The 17,819-nt window shown below is 43.9% G+C and carries 23 protein-coding genes; all 23 read left to right on the forward strand.

Annotated features, from left to right (window positions below; all coding sequences use genetic code 11):
* Nucleotides 1-285: 285 nt before the first annotated feature.
* The 23 genes from rpsL (at nt 286) to rplX (ending at nt 17,798) form a co-directional block, all read left to right on the forward strand.
* Nucleotides 286-699: a 30S ribosomal protein S12 gene (rpsL, locus tag HNR44_RS16830; protein WP_184405634.1), complete on the forward strand. Its 414-nt coding sequence runs from the start codon at nt 286-288 to the stop codon at nt 697-699.
* 55 nt (nt 700-754) lie between these two features.
* Nucleotides 755-1,225, forward strand: coding sequence for a 30S ribosomal protein S7 (gene rpsG / locus HNR44_RS16835; RefSeq protein WP_184405637.1), 471 nt, complete (start codon nt 755-757; stop codon nt 1,223-1,225).
* A gap of 58 nt (nt 1,226-1,283) precedes the next feature.
* A complete protein-coding gene (fusA, locus tag HNR44_RS16840) occupies nt 1,284-3,362 on the forward strand; it encodes an elongation factor G (RefSeq protein WP_184405639.1) in 2,079 nt (692 codons plus the stop codon).
* Between the two features lie 92 nt (nt 3,363-3,454).
* Nucleotides 3,455-4,645, forward strand: coding sequence for an elongation factor Tu (tuf, locus tag HNR44_RS16845; protein ID WP_184405642.1), 1,191 nt, complete (start codon nt 3,455-3,457; stop codon nt 4,643-4,645).
* Nucleotides 4,646-4,976: 331 nt separating this feature from the next.
* Nucleotides 4,977-5,909 carry an aldo/keto reductase gene (locus HNR44_RS16850; protein ID WP_184405644.1) on the forward strand — a complete coding sequence of 311 codons (933 nt, stop codon included), beginning with the start codon at nt 4,977-4,979 and terminating at the stop codon, nt 5,907-5,909.
* Between the two features lie 462 nt (nt 5,910-6,371).
* Nucleotides 6,372-9,047: a sigma 54-interacting transcriptional regulator gene (locus HNR44_RS16855; protein WP_184405647.1), complete on the forward strand. Its 2,676-nt coding sequence runs from the start codon at nt 6,372-6,374 to the stop codon at nt 9,045-9,047.
* Nucleotides 9,048-9,169: 122 nt separating this feature from the next.
* Complete coding sequence (locus HNR44_RS16860) at nt 9,170-9,436, forward strand: hypothetical protein (RefSeq protein WP_184405649.1); 267 nt, start codon at nt 9,170-9,172, stop codon at nt 9,434-9,436.
* Nucleotides 9,417-9,734, forward strand: a complete 318-nt coding sequence (locus tag HNR44_RS16865) for a PTS sugar transporter subunit IIB (protein WP_184405651.1) — start codon at nt 9,417-9,419, stop codon at nt 9,732-9,734. Before HNR44_RS16860 ends, HNR44_RS16865 begins: the two co-directional genes overlap by 20 nt.
* A gap of 12 nt (nt 9,735-9,746) precedes the next feature.
* The gene (locus tag HNR44_RS16870; protein ID WP_343069572.1) at nt 9,747-11,063 is read left to right on the forward strand and encodes a PTS sugar transporter subunit IIC; all 1,317 of its coding nucleotides are present in this window, start codon (nt 9,747-9,749) and stop codon (nt 11,061-11,063) included.
* A gap of 12 nt (nt 11,064-11,075) precedes the next feature.
* On the forward strand, nt 11,076-11,414 hold the full coding sequence (locus HNR44_RS16875) for a PTS sugar transporter subunit IIA (RefSeq protein WP_184405653.1): 339 nt from the start codon (nt 11,076-11,078) through the stop codon (nt 11,412-11,414).
* A 488-nt stretch (nt 11,415-11,902) separates the two neighbouring features.
* Nucleotides 11,903-12,211 (forward strand): 30S ribosomal protein S10, encoded by a 309-nt coding sequence (gene rpsJ, locus HNR44_RS16880; RefSeq protein ID WP_184405655.1) that lies wholly within the window; start codon nt 11,903-11,905, stop codon nt 12,209-12,211.
* Between the two features lie 50 nt (nt 12,212-12,261).
* Nucleotides 12,262-12,891, forward strand: coding sequence for a 50S ribosomal protein L3 (gene rplC / locus HNR44_RS16885; protein ID WP_184405657.1), 630 nt, complete (start codon nt 12,262-12,264; stop codon nt 12,889-12,891).
* 25 nt (nt 12,892-12,916) lie between these two features.
* Nucleotides 12,917-13,540 (forward strand): 50S ribosomal protein L4, encoded by a 624-nt coding sequence (rplD, locus tag HNR44_RS16890; protein ID WP_184405659.1) that lies wholly within the window; start codon nt 12,917-12,919, stop codon nt 13,538-13,540.
* Entirely contained in the window at nt 13,540-13,827 is a 288-nt protein-coding gene (gene rplW, locus HNR44_RS16895; RefSeq protein ID WP_221434341.1) for a 50S ribosomal protein L23, read from the forward strand. Before rplD ends, rplW begins: the two co-directional genes overlap by 1 nt.
* A gap of 27 nt (nt 13,828-13,854) precedes the next feature.
* A complete protein-coding gene (rplB, locus tag HNR44_RS16900; RefSeq protein WP_184405661.1) occupies nt 13,855-14,697 on the forward strand; it encodes a 50S ribosomal protein L2 in 843 nt (280 codons plus the stop codon).
* Between the two features lie 111 nt (nt 14,698-14,808).
* Nucleotides 14,809-15,087 carry a 30S ribosomal protein S19 gene (gene rpsS, locus HNR44_RS16905; protein WP_184405663.1) on the forward strand — a complete coding sequence of 93 codons (279 nt, stop codon included), beginning with the start codon at nt 14,809-14,811 and terminating at the stop codon, nt 15,085-15,087.
* A gap of 20 nt (nt 15,088-15,107) precedes the next feature.
* Nucleotides 15,108-15,452 carry a 50S ribosomal protein L22 gene (gene rplV / locus HNR44_RS16910; protein ID WP_184405666.1) on the forward strand — a complete coding sequence of 115 codons (345 nt, stop codon included), beginning with the start codon at nt 15,108-15,110 and terminating at the stop codon, nt 15,450-15,452.
* Between the two features lie 3 nt (nt 15,453-15,455).
* Nucleotides 15,456-16,115: a 30S ribosomal protein S3 gene (gene rpsC, locus HNR44_RS16915; RefSeq protein WP_184405669.1), complete on the forward strand. Its 660-nt coding sequence runs from the start codon at nt 15,456-15,458 to the stop codon at nt 16,113-16,115.
* Nucleotides 16,116-16,117: 2 nt separating this feature from the next.
* A complete protein-coding gene (gene rplP, locus HNR44_RS16920; RefSeq protein ID WP_184405672.1) occupies nt 16,118-16,552 on the forward strand; it encodes a 50S ribosomal protein L16 in 435 nt (144 codons plus the stop codon).
* Nucleotides 16,542-16,745: a 50S ribosomal protein L29 gene (gene rpmC, locus HNR44_RS16925; protein WP_184405674.1), complete on the forward strand. Its 204-nt coding sequence runs from the start codon at nt 16,542-16,544 to the stop codon at nt 16,743-16,745. The genes rplP and rpmC overlap by 11 nt, the downstream gene beginning before the upstream one ends.
* Nucleotides 16,746-16,764: 19 nt before the next feature.
* Nucleotides 16,765-17,028, forward strand: coding sequence for a 30S ribosomal protein S17 (rpsQ, locus tag HNR44_RS16930; protein ID WP_184405676.1), 264 nt, complete (start codon nt 16,765-16,767; stop codon nt 17,026-17,028).
* Nucleotides 17,029-17,059: 31 nt separating this feature from the next.
* Entirely contained in the window at nt 17,060-17,428 is a 369-nt protein-coding gene (rplN, locus tag HNR44_RS16935; protein WP_184405678.1) for a 50S ribosomal protein L14, read from the forward strand.
* A 40-nt stretch (nt 17,429-17,468) separates the two neighbouring features.
* Nucleotides 17,469-17,798, forward strand: coding sequence for a 50S ribosomal protein L24 (gene rplX / locus HNR44_RS16940; RefSeq protein WP_184405680.1), 330 nt, complete (start codon nt 17,469-17,471; stop codon nt 17,796-17,798).
* Nucleotides 17,799-17,819 lie beyond the last annotated feature (21 nt).

Raw genomic sequence — 17,819 nt, forward strand, 5'->3', positions numbered from 1 at the left:
TTAGGTGCGCCTCATCCACCTGTATAGTGTTTATAAAGGTGGATGAGGGCAAATCGAATAAAAGGCTTGAGGCCTTTTTGTGAAAAGCGAATGGTTTTTGCCTGACGCAAGCATCAAACGCTGCGTCAGGTAAGAACTTTACTTTTACACTTTTATGAACCACCTGGAACAGTGGTCTTGAAAAAACCGGTATAAACAGGGTTTCTCAAGGCCAATATTCAGTGATAGGTTAATAAAATGCTGCTAATCTATTTGCAGTGTAATAATCAGAAAGGAGGAAAACCGATGCCAACAATGAATCAGCTCGTCCGCAAAGGTCGACAAACAAAGCCGAAGAAATCGGATGCTCCAGCGCTTAATAGAGGATATAATAGCTATAAGAAGCTACAAACGATCCAATCTTCACCTCATAAACAAGGCGTTTGTACACGTGTGGGTACGATGACACCGAAAAAGCCGAACTCAGCCCTTCGGAAGTATGCACGTGTTCGTTTGACCAATGGGATTGAAGTAACAGCTTATATTCCGGGAATTGGGCATAACTTGCAAGAACACAGTGTTGTTCTCATTCGTGGTGGTCGTGTGAAAGACCTTCCAGGTGTGCGTTATCATATTGTCCGTGGAGCGCTTGATACAGCTGGTGTTCAAAACCGTAAGCAGAGCCGTTCTAAGTACGGAACAAAACGTGCGAAGAAATAAATCCATTAATTAAGATCCATGAACATTGAAGATAATAGTGAAAGGAGGGCTGAACATGCCTCGTAAAGGTCCCGTACCTCGCCGTGAAGTGTTGCCCGATCCGATTTATAATTCAAAGTTGGTGACCCGTCTTATCAACCGTATCATGATTGACGGGAAAAAAGGAAAAGCACAAAACATTCTTTACCAATCTTTTGATCTGGTTCGTGAGCGTAGCGGCGAAGAGCCGATGGAAGTTTTTGATCAGGCATTAAAGAATATTATGCCAGTACTGGAAGTTAAAGCACGCCGTGTCGGTGGTGCTAACTACCAAGTACCGATTGAAGTAAAACCTGATCGTCGCACGACACTTGGCTTACGCTGGTTGGTAAGCTATGCACGTCTGCGAGGAGAGAAATCGATGGAAGAGCGTCTAGCGAATGAAATTATGGATGCTGCCAATAATACTGGTTCAGCGGTTAGAAAGCGTGAAGATACTCACCGCATGGCGGAAGCGAATAAAGCATTTGCCCATTACCGCTGGTAATAACCGTTTCTCTCCATTTATAGTAATGAGAAATGGATGAAAGGAGAAAGTGTAGGCCATGGCAAGAGAGTTCTCCTTGGAGAAAACCCGTAATATCGGTATTATGGCACATATTGATGCCGGTAAAACGACGGCTACAGAACGTATTTTGTTCTATACCGGCCGTACTCACAAAATCGGAGAAACACACGAAGGTGCTTCCCAGATGGACTGGATGGCACAGGAACAAGATCGTGGGATTACTATCACATCTGCTGCCACAACAGCCCAATGGAAAGAACATCGTATTAACATTATTGACACACCAGGGCACGTCGACTTTACTGTAGAAGTGGAACGTTCCCTTCGTGTACTTGATGGTTCTGTTGCTGTACTTGACGCACAGTCTGGTGTTGAACCACAAACGGAGACCGTTTGGCGTCAAGCAACCACCTATCATGTGCCAAGAATTGTATTTGTCAATAAAATGGATAAAGTGGGTGCAGACTTCCTTTATTCGGTAAGCACATTAAAGGATCGCCTTGGTGCTAACGCCCATGCTATTCAGTTGCCCATTGGTGCAGAAGATGAATTTGAAGGCATCATTGACCTTGTGGAAATGAAAGCTTATTATTATCTTGATGACTTGGGCAGAGAGACGGAAGAACGAGAAATTCCAGACGAATACCGGGAACAGGCAGATGCATATCGTGAGCAGCTCATCGAAGCCGTTGCGGAATTTGATGAAGATCTTATGATGATGTATCTGGAGGGTGAAGAGCTAAATAATGATGATGTAAAAAGAGCCATCCGTAAGGGCACACTTAATGTTGAGTTTTATCCGGTTCTTTGCGGATCAGCATTCAAAAACAAAGGTGTCCAGCTCATGCTTGATGCTGTTATTGATTATTTGCCTGCACCAACCGATGTTCCGGCTATTAAGGGAACGAAAGTAAACACGGACGAAGAAGTGCAACGTGAAGCAGATGATGAAGGCCCATTTTCTGCACTTGCATTTAAGGTTATGTCGGACCCTTACGTTGGGAAACTTACGTTTTTCCGTGTGTATTCCGGTACCTTGTCGTCAGGTTCTTATGTGAAGAACACATCAAAAGATAATCGTGAAAGAGTTGGCCGTATTTTGCAAATGCATGCCAATTCGCGTGAAGAGATTTCAACTGTCTACTCAGGTGATATTGCTGCAGGTGTTGGTTTGAAGGACACATCCACAGGTGATACACTTTGTGATGTAAAAGACGAGGTTGTTCTTGAAGCGATGGACTTTCCAGAACCTGTTATCTCCTTATCTGTAGAGCCTAAGTCTAAAGCAGACCAGGATAAGATGGGGATTGCGCTTGGTAAACTTGCTGAAGAAGACCCGACTTTCCAAACGTACACCGATGAAGAAACAGGTCAAACGGTTATTTCAGGAATGGGTGAACTTCACCTTGATATCATTGTTGATCGCTTAAAACGTGAATTTAAGGTAGAAGCCATTGTCGGTGCACCGCAAGTATCCTATCGTGAAACCATAAGGACATCTGCAAATTGTGAAGGAAAGTTTATTCGTCAATCCGGTGGTCGTGGACAATATGGCCATGTATGGATTGAGTTTAGCCCGAACGAAACAGGCGCCGGATTTGAATTTGAAAACAAGATCGTCGGCGGGGTTGTTCCTCGTGAATATATTAATTCTGTTCAACAAGGCGTTGAAGAAGCAATGCAATCAGGCTTGCTTGCAGGCTATCCGATGATTGACATGAAAGCTCGTTTGTTTGACGGTTCCTATCACGACGTCGACTCAAATGAGATGGCGTTTAAAATTGCTGCCTCCATGGCACTTAAAGAAGCAAAATCTTCATGCCAGCCCGTTCTTCTTGAACCTTTGATGAAAGTTGATATTGTTGTTCCTGAAGAGTACATGGGCGATGTGATGGGAGACGTCACTTCTCGTCGCGGCCGTGTAGAAGGAATGGATGCGCGTGGAAATGCACAAATCATCAGTGCTTACGTGCCGTTAGCTGAAATGTTCGGGTATGCAACGACTCTACGCTCTAATACGCAGGGTCGCGGCACATACACAATGTTCTTTGATCATTATGAAGAAGTGCCTAAGAGTATTTCTGAAGAAATCATTAAGAAAAACACCGGTGAGTAATCACCACTCAACTTTTAAAGCTTAGAAAGGTGATCCTCGATCATTCTTTCTTGCTTCATATTAAATCATGAATTTAAGGGAGGAAAATTCCAATGGCAAAAGAAAAATTTGACCGGTCGAAGAGCCATGCTAACATTGGTACAATTGGCCACGTTGACCATGGTAAAACTACATTAACAGCTGCAATTACAAAAGTACTCCATGAACAATCAGGTGAAGGTACCGTCATGGAATATGATGCAATTGATGGCGCTCCAGAAGAAAAAGAGCGTGGAATTACGATTGCAACTTCTCACGTAGAGTATGAAACAGAGAGTCGTCACTATGCACACGTGGATTGCCCTGGACACGCAGACTACGTGAAAAACATGATCACTGGTGCAGCGCAAATGGATGGCTCCATTCTAGTTGTATCTGCAGCGGATGGTCCTATGCCGCAAACTCGTGAGCACATTCTGCTTTCCCGTAACGTTGGTGTGCCATCAATCGTTGTTTTCCTTAACAAAGTTGACCAGGTTGACGACGAAGAGCTTCTTGAGCTTGTAGAAATGGAAGTACGTGATCTTCTTTCTGAGTACGACTTCCCAGGAGACGACATTCCGGTAGTTTCTGGTTCTGCTTTGAAAGCTCTTGAAGGCGATGAAGAGCATAAACAAAAGATTCTTGACTTGATGAGCGAAGTAGATAACTATATCCCTACTCCAGAGCGTGACACAGATAAGCCATTCATGATGCCGGTTGAAGACGTATTCTCAATCACTGGCCGTGGTACTGTTGCAACGGGTCGTGTTGAACGCGGTATGCTTAACACTGGCGATGAAATTGAGATTCTTGGAATCGATGAAGAAAAGAAAAAATCAACCGTTACAGGTGTTGAGATGTTCCATAAGATCCTTGACTATGCAGAAGCCGGAGACAACATCGGTGCATTGCTTCGTGGGATTAACCGTGAACAAATCAAGCGTGGACAAGTACTTGCGAAACCAGGTACGATCACACCACATACGGAATTTAAAGCGGAAGTATACGTTCTTTCCAAAGATGAAGGTGGACGCCATACTCCATTCTTCCAAAACTATCGCCCACAATTCTATTTCCGTACAACGGACGTAACGGGTGTTATCGAGTTGCCGGAAGGTGTAGAAATGGTTATGCCAGGAGACAACATTGAAATGTCCGTTGGCCTTATTCAGCCAATCGCGATTGAAGAGGGCACAAGATTTTCTATCCGTGAAGGCGGTCGTACAGTAGGATCTGGTGTTGTTACAGAAATCGTGAAGTAAGAATGAGTGTAAAATAGGGTACCCTTCGGGGTACTCTTTTTTGTTACAATCAGTATAAAAGCGTGGTCAAAAAAAGAGGACAAAAACAAACATGACGCTTTGCGCACCCCAATGAGTATGAGAATGAAATCACTATGTCACCATTCTTTTCACAGAAAAGAACCGAGTAGATCGAGGAGCGCAGAAGTAAGATGGCGAAGGGATACGAAGCGATTTTTTTCGGGCTTTTTGACAACCTCTATAAAGTTTTAATTAACAAGTGTTTGCAGAGAATCACTATAGGGGTGATAATATAGAGAAGTTAAACATAGCGAAAGGTGCTGGATTGAACATGGAATATCATCGTATCCCGAAAACTGATATAAAAATCTCCATATTGGGTGTCGGAACGAATGGAGTGGGCGGTCATAATCTATTTCCTAATCTAGATGAAAATAAAGGTGCTGCAATGGTGCGCTCGGCACTGGATGAAGGAATTAATCTTGTGGATACTGCAGATGCATATGGTTTTGGTAGATCTGAGGAAATCATAGGAGAGGTCATTAAATCACGTAGACAAGACGTCGTGTTGGCGACGAAAGGCGGATTGGAGTATACGAACGATGGAACGACGTTTAACAATCGTCCTGAATACTTAAAGCAAGCGGTGGAAAACAGCCTGAAACGATTGCAAACGGATTATATTGATATTTACTATTTACACTTTCCTGATTCAGATGTGCCTTTGTCTGAAGCGATAGGAGCTCTTTCGAGGTTAAAGGAAGAGGGGAAGATAAGGGCAATTGGCATTTCCAATGTATCGGCAGAGCAATTATCGGAAGCGAATCGTCACAACGATATTTCCGTTTTACAGTCTTGGTACAATATGCTGGATCGTTCAGCAGAGGATGAGCTTTTACCATATTGCAACGAGCAGGGGATTTCATTTATCCCATTCGGACCACTTGCCTATGGTTTACTTTCAGGCCATTACACTAAGGATTTTACACCATCTTACGATGATCATCGTTCGAGTCATCCATTATTTGCTCCCGGTCTTTATGAGGATACTATTGACCGTGTATCGGAGTTAAAAGAAATTGCGGATAAGAAGGGAACAACCGTCTCAAATCTTGCCCTTGCGTGGTTACTTGCTCAACAAAATGTTGCGGCGGTCATACCCGGTGGAAAAGGGCCTGATCGAGTACAAGAAAATTTACGTGCGCTTTCCGTCAAGCTTTCTAAAGAAGAGAAAGAGTTGATTGAAGAGGTTCTAGATAATTAATAACTGGCAGTGTTCAAAAAGTCCGGGAAAAATAGCGGTCGTATTTCTTCGTCGTCTTGCTTCCGCGCGCCTCACGTATGAAAACCGTATCCTCGAAAAAGAAGGCCACTTTTTCATCGTGCGAAGGAACGCTTATGAAGCAGCCAGCTGGCGCTTTGCTCCTCGGAAAAACCCCCCTTTTCCTTCGTGAGAAGTGAATGCTTTCTTGGTGCAAGTAGGGTGGCTCGCAGCTGCGTCTTCTCGAACGACTCGGCTCTTTTTGTCCTCCTTTTGGAACACGCAATTTTAGGAAAGGCAGCATTTATATTCGTTTCAAAAATCTAAACGAATATAATGAAAACAAGGATATAACGATCAATTTTAAGAACATTGCCACTTCCTATCCTAGGGAGTGGTTTTTCATGAAAAAGTAAGGAATTGCTGGTAAACTAGGATAAAATAAGCATGATAAGGTGAATGTAAATGAGCAGGCAAGAGGATGTATTAAAACAATTGCAATCGTTTTCAGAGGATCGTCCGCAAGGGGTTAGTGCAGAAGAAATTGCACATGCCTTAAATATTAACCGCTCTACCGCAAGCCGCTATTTAAACGGTCTTGTGCAAAGTAATCAAGCGGAAAAAATAGCAGGTAAACCTGTGCGTTATTACCGAAGAAGTTCCCAGCAGAATCAAGACATTGGAGAAAGTTTGCAACCTTTAGTGCAACAAGGGATGGCTGCGCTCTCTTACCCTTTCCAGACCTTACATGTGCTCTTGACTGGTGAGACCGGTACTGGGAAAACCTATCTAGCTGAACATTTGCATGAAGAGGCAGTAAAACAAGCTTATATTACGAAGGATACTCCATTTGTGACATTTAATTGTGCAGATTATGCACAGAATCCTGAATTATTGGTTGGGCAAATTTTTGGAATAAAGAAAGGAGCATTTACCGGGGCCGTTCAAGATGAACCTGGATTGGTAGAACTAGCGGATGGCGGGATTTTATTTCTAGATGAAATTCATCGTTTACCGGCTTCTGGACAAGAGATGTTATTTTACTTGATGGACAAGGGAGTCTATCGACGTTTTGGTGAAGCGACACGTGAACGACAAGCGAAAGTGACATTTATCGGAGCCACGACTGAACGTTCAGATGAGGTACTCTTGCCAACGTTATTCCGGCGATTTTCCGTCAAGCTAACGATCCCTCCGTTACGAGCACGAAGCCGTAAAGAGAGAATAGCGCTGCTTCATCTGCTTCTGCAACAGGAAGAAGGTAAAATGGATACTCACCTTTCGATAGAGGAAAAAGGAAGCGAGGCTTTTCTTCGTTACTCTTGCCCAGGAAATATCGGACAGTTAAAAAATGATGTACAGATTGCTTGTGCTCGAGCCTATTTACGTTACTTAAATCATAAAGATTCACAAGTGACGGTCCAGAAGGAAGATATCCCTATTGAGAATGATGTGATGAAGTCTTTCCGCCCTAGAGAAAACGTATATAATGATCCCGTTCAAGTCTCTGAAACATTCGAGGAACAAGGAAGATCAGAGGAACAGAATATTCCGCTTCCAAACATTTATCAACGCTTGGACGAAAAACAAGCAGAACTAAACGCAGTGGGGGATATAGCGGCTGGAGATTCGTTACAAAAGGTCGTCAACCAATATATTCAAGATTTAACAGATCACTATCCTGAAGGTGCGATTTCCTACGATGCTTGGCACGATCTTGTGGATGAAGACTTGCTTCAAGCGCTGCAACGTGCACCTACAGTACTTTCAGAATTTTTTTCTCGTGAGCTTGATAAACAAAGTTTATATGTTATTGGATTACACTTGCAAAACTTGCGCAATCATAACATGGGCGATAATCAGCTGTTACCATCCTTTTCGAGGGCTCCGCAGAGGGAACGGAAGGCGGCCTACCGGCTGGCTGAGTATTTAGAGGACACCATACATTTTAAACTTCCAAACGATGAAGTTGAATTGCTGGCTCATTTTTTAACTCCTGAACCAGAACCACCCCCTATTCCAAACTCGCAAACGGTCTATATATTATTAGTAACCCACGGTCGAGCTACTGCTTCATCGATGGCGGAAGTTACGAATACATTGCTGGGTACAGCAGTTGTTCAATCTATCGACATGCCATTGGATATATCGGCTGAAAAGACCTATGAAGAGATACAGGCGAATATTAAACGCGCCCTCTCCTTGCAAACGTATCAAGGTGTACTGCTTCTTGTAGATATGGGGTCCCTCGTTACATTGGGAGATACGTTTTATCACGAATGGGATCTACCGGTTTACACTTTACCTTGTGTGAATATGCCCATGGTGATGGAAGCAGGGAGAAAATCACTCGTTCAGGGAATGACGGTAGAAGAAGTTTATGAGTCGGCATACAAAGCGATGACGTTGTTTATGCATGAAGGTAACTCTTCTCAGGTACCGAAGAGGAAGCGCTTGATTGCAACTGTTTGTTTTACTGGAGAGGGAGCAGCGCAATTACTGGAGGAGTGGCTAGCCGCACAGCTTACGGAAGCAGATAAAGATGTAGTCATTCGCTCCGTACGAATTCATCCGGTTTCAAGGGATACTTCGATTCTCGATCAATTAAAAGACTATTACGAGATTGTAGCTATCATCGGTACGGTTCATATTTCTATGGATGAAATTCCATTTATTCCGGCGTGGGAACTTCTTAAGCAAGAAGGGAGTTCACGTTTGTTTAAATTACTAGAAGTGACTCGTCAGAACCAATCGTTACCCGTAGATAATCACCAGCATGTGCAGGAAGGCTATCAAGCGATCGCAAATGGGCTTGGTGAAATTGTAACTTATATCAATCCACGCGTTTTTTGTACCATTCTGGACGATTGTCTTTCCCAGATACAGGATTACTATGGTTGGGAAGATGACCGGGCACTCGGTATGGGTATGCACATTGGTGTTCTACTGGATCGAATGATGCACGCGCATTTACATGATGAAATGGAGGAATTGCAAAAAACGATGCCTATGCATAAGGATTTTGATCACGATCTAGCTGAAATGGCGGTATGGGAGCCGCTTGTGAACCGTTTGGAAGAAACATTTCAAGTGGAATTTAAACACACATTTTTAAAAGCAACGATGAAATTATCAAGGTAATGTGTGCAGTGAATGTGCACAGATAGAAATACGATACGGAAAAAGCCCTTTATAAAGGGCTTTTTATTTTTGGCATAAATGTTGCATTAATATAGTGTAAGGAAGAGAAAGGAGGCGTGAATTTGTTAAGGAAGATATCCTTTTGGTATACGCTGGCGTTTATCGTTTTATGGAATGGCTATGCTGTTCAGCAATACTTTACAGGACAGCCAGGTGCGGTACAGCTTTTCTTTTTCGGGATTGGATTTACTGTCATTCTTCTTGGTGCCACATGGTTTTCAAGGTGGCTGATGAAACATTACAAAGTCGTTGATGAAAAGGCAGATGAAATTCTTTCAACCAAATTTAAAAAAGATAGGAGACATCGAAATGGCAAAACAGTCTATTAAAGTGATTATTTTATGCAGCTGGGGTGCAACTTCTAGTCAATTGGCTAAAAAAGTGGAGCAAGCAGCAGAGAAAAGAGGGATTGAAGCAGATATTTATTCGGGAGGTACAGGTGATTTTAAAGACAAAGCAGCTGAATATGATGTGGCTTTGCTCGAACCACAAGTAAGACACTTACGAAAAGAAGTGACTCGTATAGCGGAACCTCACAATGTGCCTGTAGAATTAGTGGATCAAACAGCGTTTGCCCTCATGGATGGAGATAAGGTTCTTGATCAGGCATTGAAATTAGCTGAATAGGGGGAAATACTAGTGATTCAATGGCTTGAAGATCATTTAATGGAGCCACTTGGAAAAATCGCCCAAAATATATATTTGCAATCCATTCGTGATGCTTTTGTTATTTTTGCATTGCCGGTGATTATAACGGGGTCCATTTTCTTAATCATTGCTAATCCGCCAGATGAAATTAGCGGTATGCCAGTTTTCGGGCCACTCGTCGATGCTTGGGTGAATGCGGTTGAGCCCATACAGGCGCAACTGCTTTTTCCCTTTCATTTGACCTTTGGGTTGATGGCATTAACGGTTGCATTTGGGGTTGGTTACAGTCTTGCGCAGCGTAAAGATATGGATGCTGTAATGGCAGGAATCCTTTCAATGCTTGCATTCCTTATGACAGCGTTTCCTGTCGTGGATATTGAACAAATAGAGTTTGGCCAGGTACTTGAGTTACTTGGCGGAGAAGGTTTATTCGTCGCGATCATTTTAAGTATTCTCGTCACCGAGTTAATGAACTTCTTGATCAAAAAAGGTTTTACTTTTGAGATGCCGCCGAGTGTTCCTCCTTATGTAATGAGGACATTTCGCGTATTGATTCCATTTATGATTATTATACCGTTAGTATGGGCTCTACAATGGACCATATATGCGAATTTTGACATGACGTTACCGCAAGCGATCATGGCACTTTTTCAACCATTGGTTGCCGCTTCAAACACTTATTGGGCAGCACTCGGAATGATCTTGGTCATGATGGTACTGTGGGGAATGGGCATTCATGGGATGAACGTCGTATCTTCCGTGGTATACCCTTTCTGGATGAGCCAACTAGCTGCGAATGCTGATGCAGTTGCCGCTGGTGAGGAGGCAACCGGAATTGTTACCGAACCGTTCTTTCATATGTTCACTCACATTGGGGGTTCGGGTGTAACCTTAGGCCTTGCCATATTTATGCTGTTCTCAGCATCGATGCAAATTAAACAAGTGGGACGAACAGCCATTATTCCATCAATCTTCAATATTAATGAACCGCTCATTTTTGGTTTGCCGATCGTACTTAATCCTGTTTTGTTCATCCCATTTGTATTGGCGCCGGTAGTTGTAGTGACCATTAATTATATCATGTTTGCTACGGGTGTCTTGCCGCCAGTGGTTATACAACCACCATTTACAGTTCCGCTCGGCTTTGGAGGGTTCCTGGCGACAGGGGGATCGTTTATGGCTGTCTTGATTCAGATTATAAACGTGCTTGTCGCATCTGTGATCTACTATCCTTTCTTCAAACGGTATGAGAAGCAATTAATAGAACAACAGAAAGAAGACGAGAAAGCTCAAACAGCTAGTTCTTAAGAGGTGAACCATATGGATTATGAAAAAACGATGACACAATTAATATTACATGGTGGAAACGCTAGAGGAGCGGCGTACGAAGCCTTGGATGCTGCAGAGGAAAATGAATTTGAAACAGCAGAAGCTAAATTGGAAGAAGCAGAGCAAGAATTTGTCGAGGGTCATAAATGGCAAACAGAGTTAATATCTCATCAGGATGATGAGCATACACCTTCTTTTTTCATGATTCATGCTCAAGATCATTTGATGACTGCCCAGGCTGAACTATCGTTAATTAAACGTTTGATTCATCAAATTCGAAAAGCGAATGACCTAGAGCAAAGAGTATCACAGCTAGAAGAAACCTTATAATACCAATGCGGAGCCGGCCCAAAAGGGCAGCTCCTGCATTCGGCGTTTTTTCGGTGGGGGATCCTAATATTCAGCGCAATCCTTCGTTTTTCAGCGGAAACAACCGAGAATTCATCGGCTCAGGAATCGGCGAAAGTGTTTTCACCGGCGCAAATCATGAGCCATCCCCGTGTTTTGTTTTTATCTACCTCCATTTTGGAAACACTTTACTATAGAAGAAAGATAGCAGAGGTGTTACGTTCAACATTGGGCTTAAACGTGTGCTTGTTGAGAAAGATCTAAAATTCTACTTGCAATCAATATTCATAGCCTTTATAATAGTTAAGGTGTGACAAGAAGGTGGGAAATCCGCGCGGATCTCCCATTTTTAAGTTGCTTTTTGCGATGATGTGGAAGGTTGCCGATACACCCGGCCCCTTTGCCATGGCGGGTGTGGGGAAATTTCCGCGGAGTAGGTCTGAAAATCAGGCGAAAAAGGAGGGTTAAACATGGCAAATGAGAAGATTCGAATTCGATTAAAGGCGTATGAGCACCGTATTCTCGATCAATCATCCGAGAAGATTGTTGACACGGCTAAGCGTTCAGGTGCAAATGTAGCTGGACCCGTCCCGCTTCCAACAGAGCGCTCAGTGTACACTGTGATCCGAGCGACACATAAATACAAAGACTCCCGTGAACAGTTCGAGATGCGTACGCATAAACGTCTTATTGATATTGTCAGCCCAACACCGCAAACGGTAGATGCATTAATGCGTTTAGATTTACCGTCTGGTGTCGACATTGAGATTAAACTCTAATAGGGTAGGCAAAGAAATGAACAATGAAAATAAATTAGGAGGTGTGACTGATGGCCAAAGGAATCTTGGGTAGAAAGATCGGCATGACGCAGGTATTTAGTGAGAACGGCGATGTAGTTCCAGTCACTGTCGTTCAGGCAGAGCCAAATATCGTCATGCAGTTAAAATCACAAGAAAACGATGGTTACGATGCGGTTCAACTCGGCGTGGATGATAAGAAAGAACAGCGCTCGAACAAACCGGAAAAAGGCCATGCTGACAAAGCAAGCACGGCGCCCAAGCGCTACGTCCGTGAATTCCGCGATATGAACCTTGCGGATCACGAGATCGGTCAAGAGGTCAGCGTAAATACATTTGAACCTGGAGATATCATCGACGTTACCGGTGTTTCTAAAGGGAAAGGTTTCCAGGGATCAATTAAGCGTCATAATTACTCAATTGGACCGAAATCACATGGTTCCCGTTATCATCGTGGCTCTGGTGCAATGGGAGCAATTGACCTAGCGCACGTACCAAAAGGCAATAAACTTCCAGGCCAAATGGGCGGCAATCAAGTAACGGTTCAGAACCTTGAAGTTGTCCAAGTTGATTCTGAGCGTGAGCTCTTGCTCATCAAAGGGAATGTACCTGGAGCCAAGAAGAGTTACGTAAAAGTTCAAAGTACAGTTAAAACGAAATAACGTCTGAAAGAAAGGAGGAATCATCATGCCGAAAGTAACGGTGTACAATCAATCCGGCTCACAAGTTGGAGATGTAGAACTCGCAGAGGCCGTATTCGGGATTACGCCAAATGAGAATGTTGTTCATGACGCAGTAGTCATGCAGCAGGCATCTCTGCGCCAGGGAACACACAAAGCAAAAACGCGTTCTGAAGTTCGCGGTGGCGGAGCGAAGCCTTGGCGGCAAAAAGGCACGGGTCGTGCACGCCATGGTTCGAATCGGTCGCCAATCTGGACAGGTGGCGGTGTAATTTTTGCCCCGACACCAAGGAATTACGGATATAAGCTGCCGAAAAAGGTCCGTCGTCTTGCGCTTCGATCTGTACTTTCGTCTAAGGTAGAGGAAGATGCACTTATCGTTGTTGACGAGCTAAGCCTCGATGTACCGAAAACGAAAGATATGGTGAAAATTCTTTCCAGCCTTTCTGCTGACCAAAAAACACTTGTTGTAACTGCAGATCATAATGAGAACCTTGTTAAGTCAGCAAATAATCTGCCAAACGTAAAAACGCTCGTCGCAAACGGCGTGAATGTTCTTGATGTAATTAACTACGACAAGGTGGTCATTACGAAAGAAGCTGTAGAGAAGTTAGAGGAGGTGCTTGGATAATGGATGCACGCGATGTGATCAGGCGCCCCGTTATTACGGAACGTTCTACAGAAATCATGGATGACAAAAAATACACGTTTGAAGTAGACGTGAAAGCCAACAAGACCCAGATCAAACAAGCGATCGAAGAGATCTTTGAAGTGAAAGTCGATAAAGTGAATACGATGAACTACAAACCGAAGTTTCGTCGTTTTGGTCGCTATGAAGGATATAAACCTGCACGTAAAAAGGCAATCGTCTCTCTCACTGATGACAGCGAAGAGATTGAAATCTTTGGTGAAGCTTAATTTTTTTGGTAAAGGAGGGAAATTATCATGGCAGTTAAACGTTTTAAACCGAAAACAGGCGGACAGCGTTTTATGACTGGAAAGGATTTTTCTGAGATTACTACAGACCGTCCTGAACGTTCCTTGCTCGCACCACTTTCAAAAAGAGCTGGACGCAATAATCATGGACGCATTACGACTCGCCATCAAGGCGGTGGTCATAAGCGGCAGTATCGAATCATTGATTTAAAGCGTAACAAGGATGGTGTTCCAGGACGGGTAGCGACGATTGAGTATGATCCGAACCGCTCGGCAAATATTGCGCTCATCCATTACGTAGATGGTGAGAAACGCTATATCCTTGCTCCGAATGGGATTGAAGTTGGGAACACTGTAATTTCTGGTTCCGAAGCGGATATTAAAGTTGGAAATGCACTTGAGCTGAAAGATATCCCCATCGGTACAACCATTCACAATATCGAGATGAGGCCCGGAAAAGGCGGCCAATTGGCACGCGCTGCCGGAGCACATGCCCAAATCCTCGGCCGCGAAGGAAAATATACGCTCGTTCGTTTGAAATCCGGAGAAAGGCGTCTCGTTCTTTCCACTTGCCGGGCAACGGTTGGCCAGGTTGGAAATCTTGAGCATGAACTGATTAATATCGGTAAAGCTGGACGCGGCCGCTGGCTCAATAAGCGCCCTGTTGTTCGTGGTTCTGCAATGAACCCTGCAGATCACCCACATGGTGGTGGTGAAGGTCGTGCACCAATCGGACGTGTGGCACCGGTATCTCCTTGGGGTCAACCAGCGGTTGGTTACAAAACACGTAAAGGAAATAAAGACACGAACAAATACATTGTTCGTCGTCGCCCTTCCAAAAAACGAAAATAATCAAGGGTCACTGGACGGTTTAGCGCCACACTATGCAAGCGAGGTTCAGATCGCTGTTAGAAGATGGCGCTACTCACGTGTTAGTGACATCTGTGAAAGGAGGCAACATGAATGGCACGCAGCCTAAAAAAAGGACCATTTGTAGATGACCATTTAATGAAAAAAGTAGAGGCTATGGATGAGAGCAACAAGCGAGTAATTAAAACGTGGTCCCGCCGTTCTACTATATTCCCGAATTTTGTTGGTCATACGATTGCCGTTTATGATGGACGTAAGCATGTACCCGTTTATATTCAGGAAGACATGGTAGGGCATAAGCTTGGTGAATTTGCGCCAACGAGAACGTATCGCGGACACGATAAAGACGATAAAAAGACAAGACGACGCTAACGAGAGAGGAGGTTCATGTAATGCAAGAAGCTAAAGCCGTGGCAAAACAAGTTCGTGTCGCTCCTCGTAAAGCACGGATGGTTATCGATTTAGTGCGTGGCAAAGACGTTGGAGAAGCTATCTCGATTTTAAGACACACACAAAGAGGCGTATCGCCAATCGTTGAGAAAGTCTTAAACTCTGCAATTGCCAATGCGGAGCATAATTACGAGCTAGAGCCCGAAAACTTAATGGTTAGCAAAGCATATGTTGATGAAGGCGTGACTTTGAAGCGATTCCGCCCAAGAGCGATGGGGCGCGCATCTCGAATCAATAAACGAACAAGTCACATTACAATTATCGTTTCAGAGAAGGAGGAGGGATAAAGCGTGGGTCAAAAAATTAATCCTATTGGTCTTCGGATTGGCGTAATCCGTGACTGGGAATCTAAGTGGTATGCCGAGAAAGAATATGCAAACTTGCTTCATGAAGACGTAAAAATTCGTGAGTATATTGAGAATCGCCTTCAAGATGCGTCATTGTCCACAATCGAAATTGAACGTGCCGCAAATCGTGTGAACATCAATATTCATACAGCAAAACCTGGTATGGTTATTGGTAAAGGTGGTTCAGAGGTAGAAACACTTCGGAAAAACCTTAACGCCATTACCGGCAAGCGCGTACACATCAATATTTCTGAAGTAAATCAAGCAGACTTGGACGCGAAGCTTGTTGCTGAGAACATTGCACGTCAATTAGAAAACCGTGTATCGTTCCGTCGTGCCATGAAGCAATCCATTCAGCGCACCATGCGTTCTGGAGCAAAAGGAATTCGTACAGAAGTGAACGGTCGTCTTGGTGGTGCAGATATGGCACGTTCTGAAAGTTATAGTGAAGGAACAGTACCATTGCATACACTACGTGCGGATATTGACTATGGAATAGCAGAAGCAGACACCACATATGGGAAGATTGGTGTAAAAATCTGGATCTACCGTGGAGAGGTCCTTCCCACGAAAGGTGATAGTACAGAGGAAGGAGGCAACTAAGCATGTTAATGCCTAAACGAGTGAAATATCGTCGTCAAATGCGTGGCCGCATGAGAGGTCGTGCCAAAGGTGGTACAGAAGTCACTTTTGGTGAGTATGGACTTCAGGCTCTCGAGCCAGCTTGGATAACAAACCGCCAAATTGAAGCCGCGCGTATTGCGATGACCCGCTACATGAAGCGTGGTGGAAAAGTATGGATCAAGATTTTCCCTGATAAGCCATATACAGCTAAACCGCTTGAAGTACGTATGGGTTCTGGTAAAGGGGCGCCCGAAGGCTGGGTTGCAGTTGTCAAACCGGGCAGAATCATGTTTGAAATTGCAGGTGTGAACGAGGAAGTTGCTCGTGAAGCGCTACGCCTTGCATCTCACAAACTTCCAATTAAGTGCAAGTTTGTGAAGCGTGAAGAAATGGGTGGTGAGGCAAATGAAGGCTGAAGAAATTAGAGATCTTACAACAGCGGAGATTGAACAAGAAACGAAGACGTTGAAAGAAGAATTGTTTAACCTCCGTTTTCAACTGGCCACCGGTCAGTTAGATAACCCTGCCCGCATCCGTGGCGTTCGCAAGAACATTGCACGAAACAATACCGTTCTACGTGAAAGAGAACTAGGAATAAACCGGGGTTAATAAAGGAGGTAACTGACAGATGGCTGAACGCAACACTCGTAAGGAGTTTACCGGTCGTGTCGTTTCCGACAAAATGGACAAAACGATCACCGTTGTTGTTGAAACGTACAAACGAGATAAGCTTTATGGGAAACGTGTCCGTTATTCTAAGAAATTTAAGGCACACGATGAGAACAATCAAGCGAAAGTAGGCGACATCGTTAAAATCATGGAAACACGTCCACTTTCCAAAGATAAATACTTCCGCCTAGTTGAAATCGTTGAAGAATCAGTGATCATCTAACACAATCTTTGGTTGAAGGGAGGCCGTGAAAATGATCCAAGAAGAATCAATGCTCAAAATTGCTGATAACTCAGGTGCTCGTGAGGTAAAATGCATTAAAGTACTTGGGGGCACTGGACGTAAAACAGCAAATATCGGTGACATGATTGTCTGTACTGTCAAAAACGCAACACCAGGCGGCGTTGTTAAGAAAAGCGAAGTTGTGCGGGCGGTTGTCGTTCGTTCACGCAGTGGCGTAAGACGTACAGACGGCTCATATATAAGATTTGATGAAAACGCCGCTGTTGTTATCCGCGATGATAAAAGTCCAAGAGGGACGCGGATCTTTGGTCCTGTTGCGCGTGAATTGCGTGATAGCCAATATATGAAAATTGTATCGTTAGCACCAGAAGTGCTTTAACAGACGCAACGTAAAACGTCGACCAGGGAGGTGCAAGCAAATGGCGCAGCAGCCAAAACTTCATGTGAAAACAGGTGACAAAGTTAAAGTAATCACCGGTAAAGATAAAGGAAAAGAAGGCGAGATTCTGAGAGCTTTTCCAAGCCAAGAGCGCGTACTTGTTGAAGGCGTTAATTATGTGAAAAAGCATACGAAGCCGACGCAAGAAAACCCGCAAGGCGGAATTTCAAACGAGGAAGCAGCTATTCACGTATCAAACGTTATGCTTATCGATCCTAAAAGCGGAGAGCCAACCCGCGTTGGTCACCAAGTGAAAGATGACAAAAAGGTACGTGTTGCAAAAAAATCCGGTGAAGTCATCGATAAGTAATGTTTGCTGAAAGGAGGTCCT

The sequence above is a fragment of the Geomicrobium halophilum genome, from assembly GCF_014207655.1.
Classification (GTDB): Bacteria; Bacillota; Bacilli; order Bacillales; family Marinococcaceae; genus Geomicrobium; species Geomicrobium halophilum.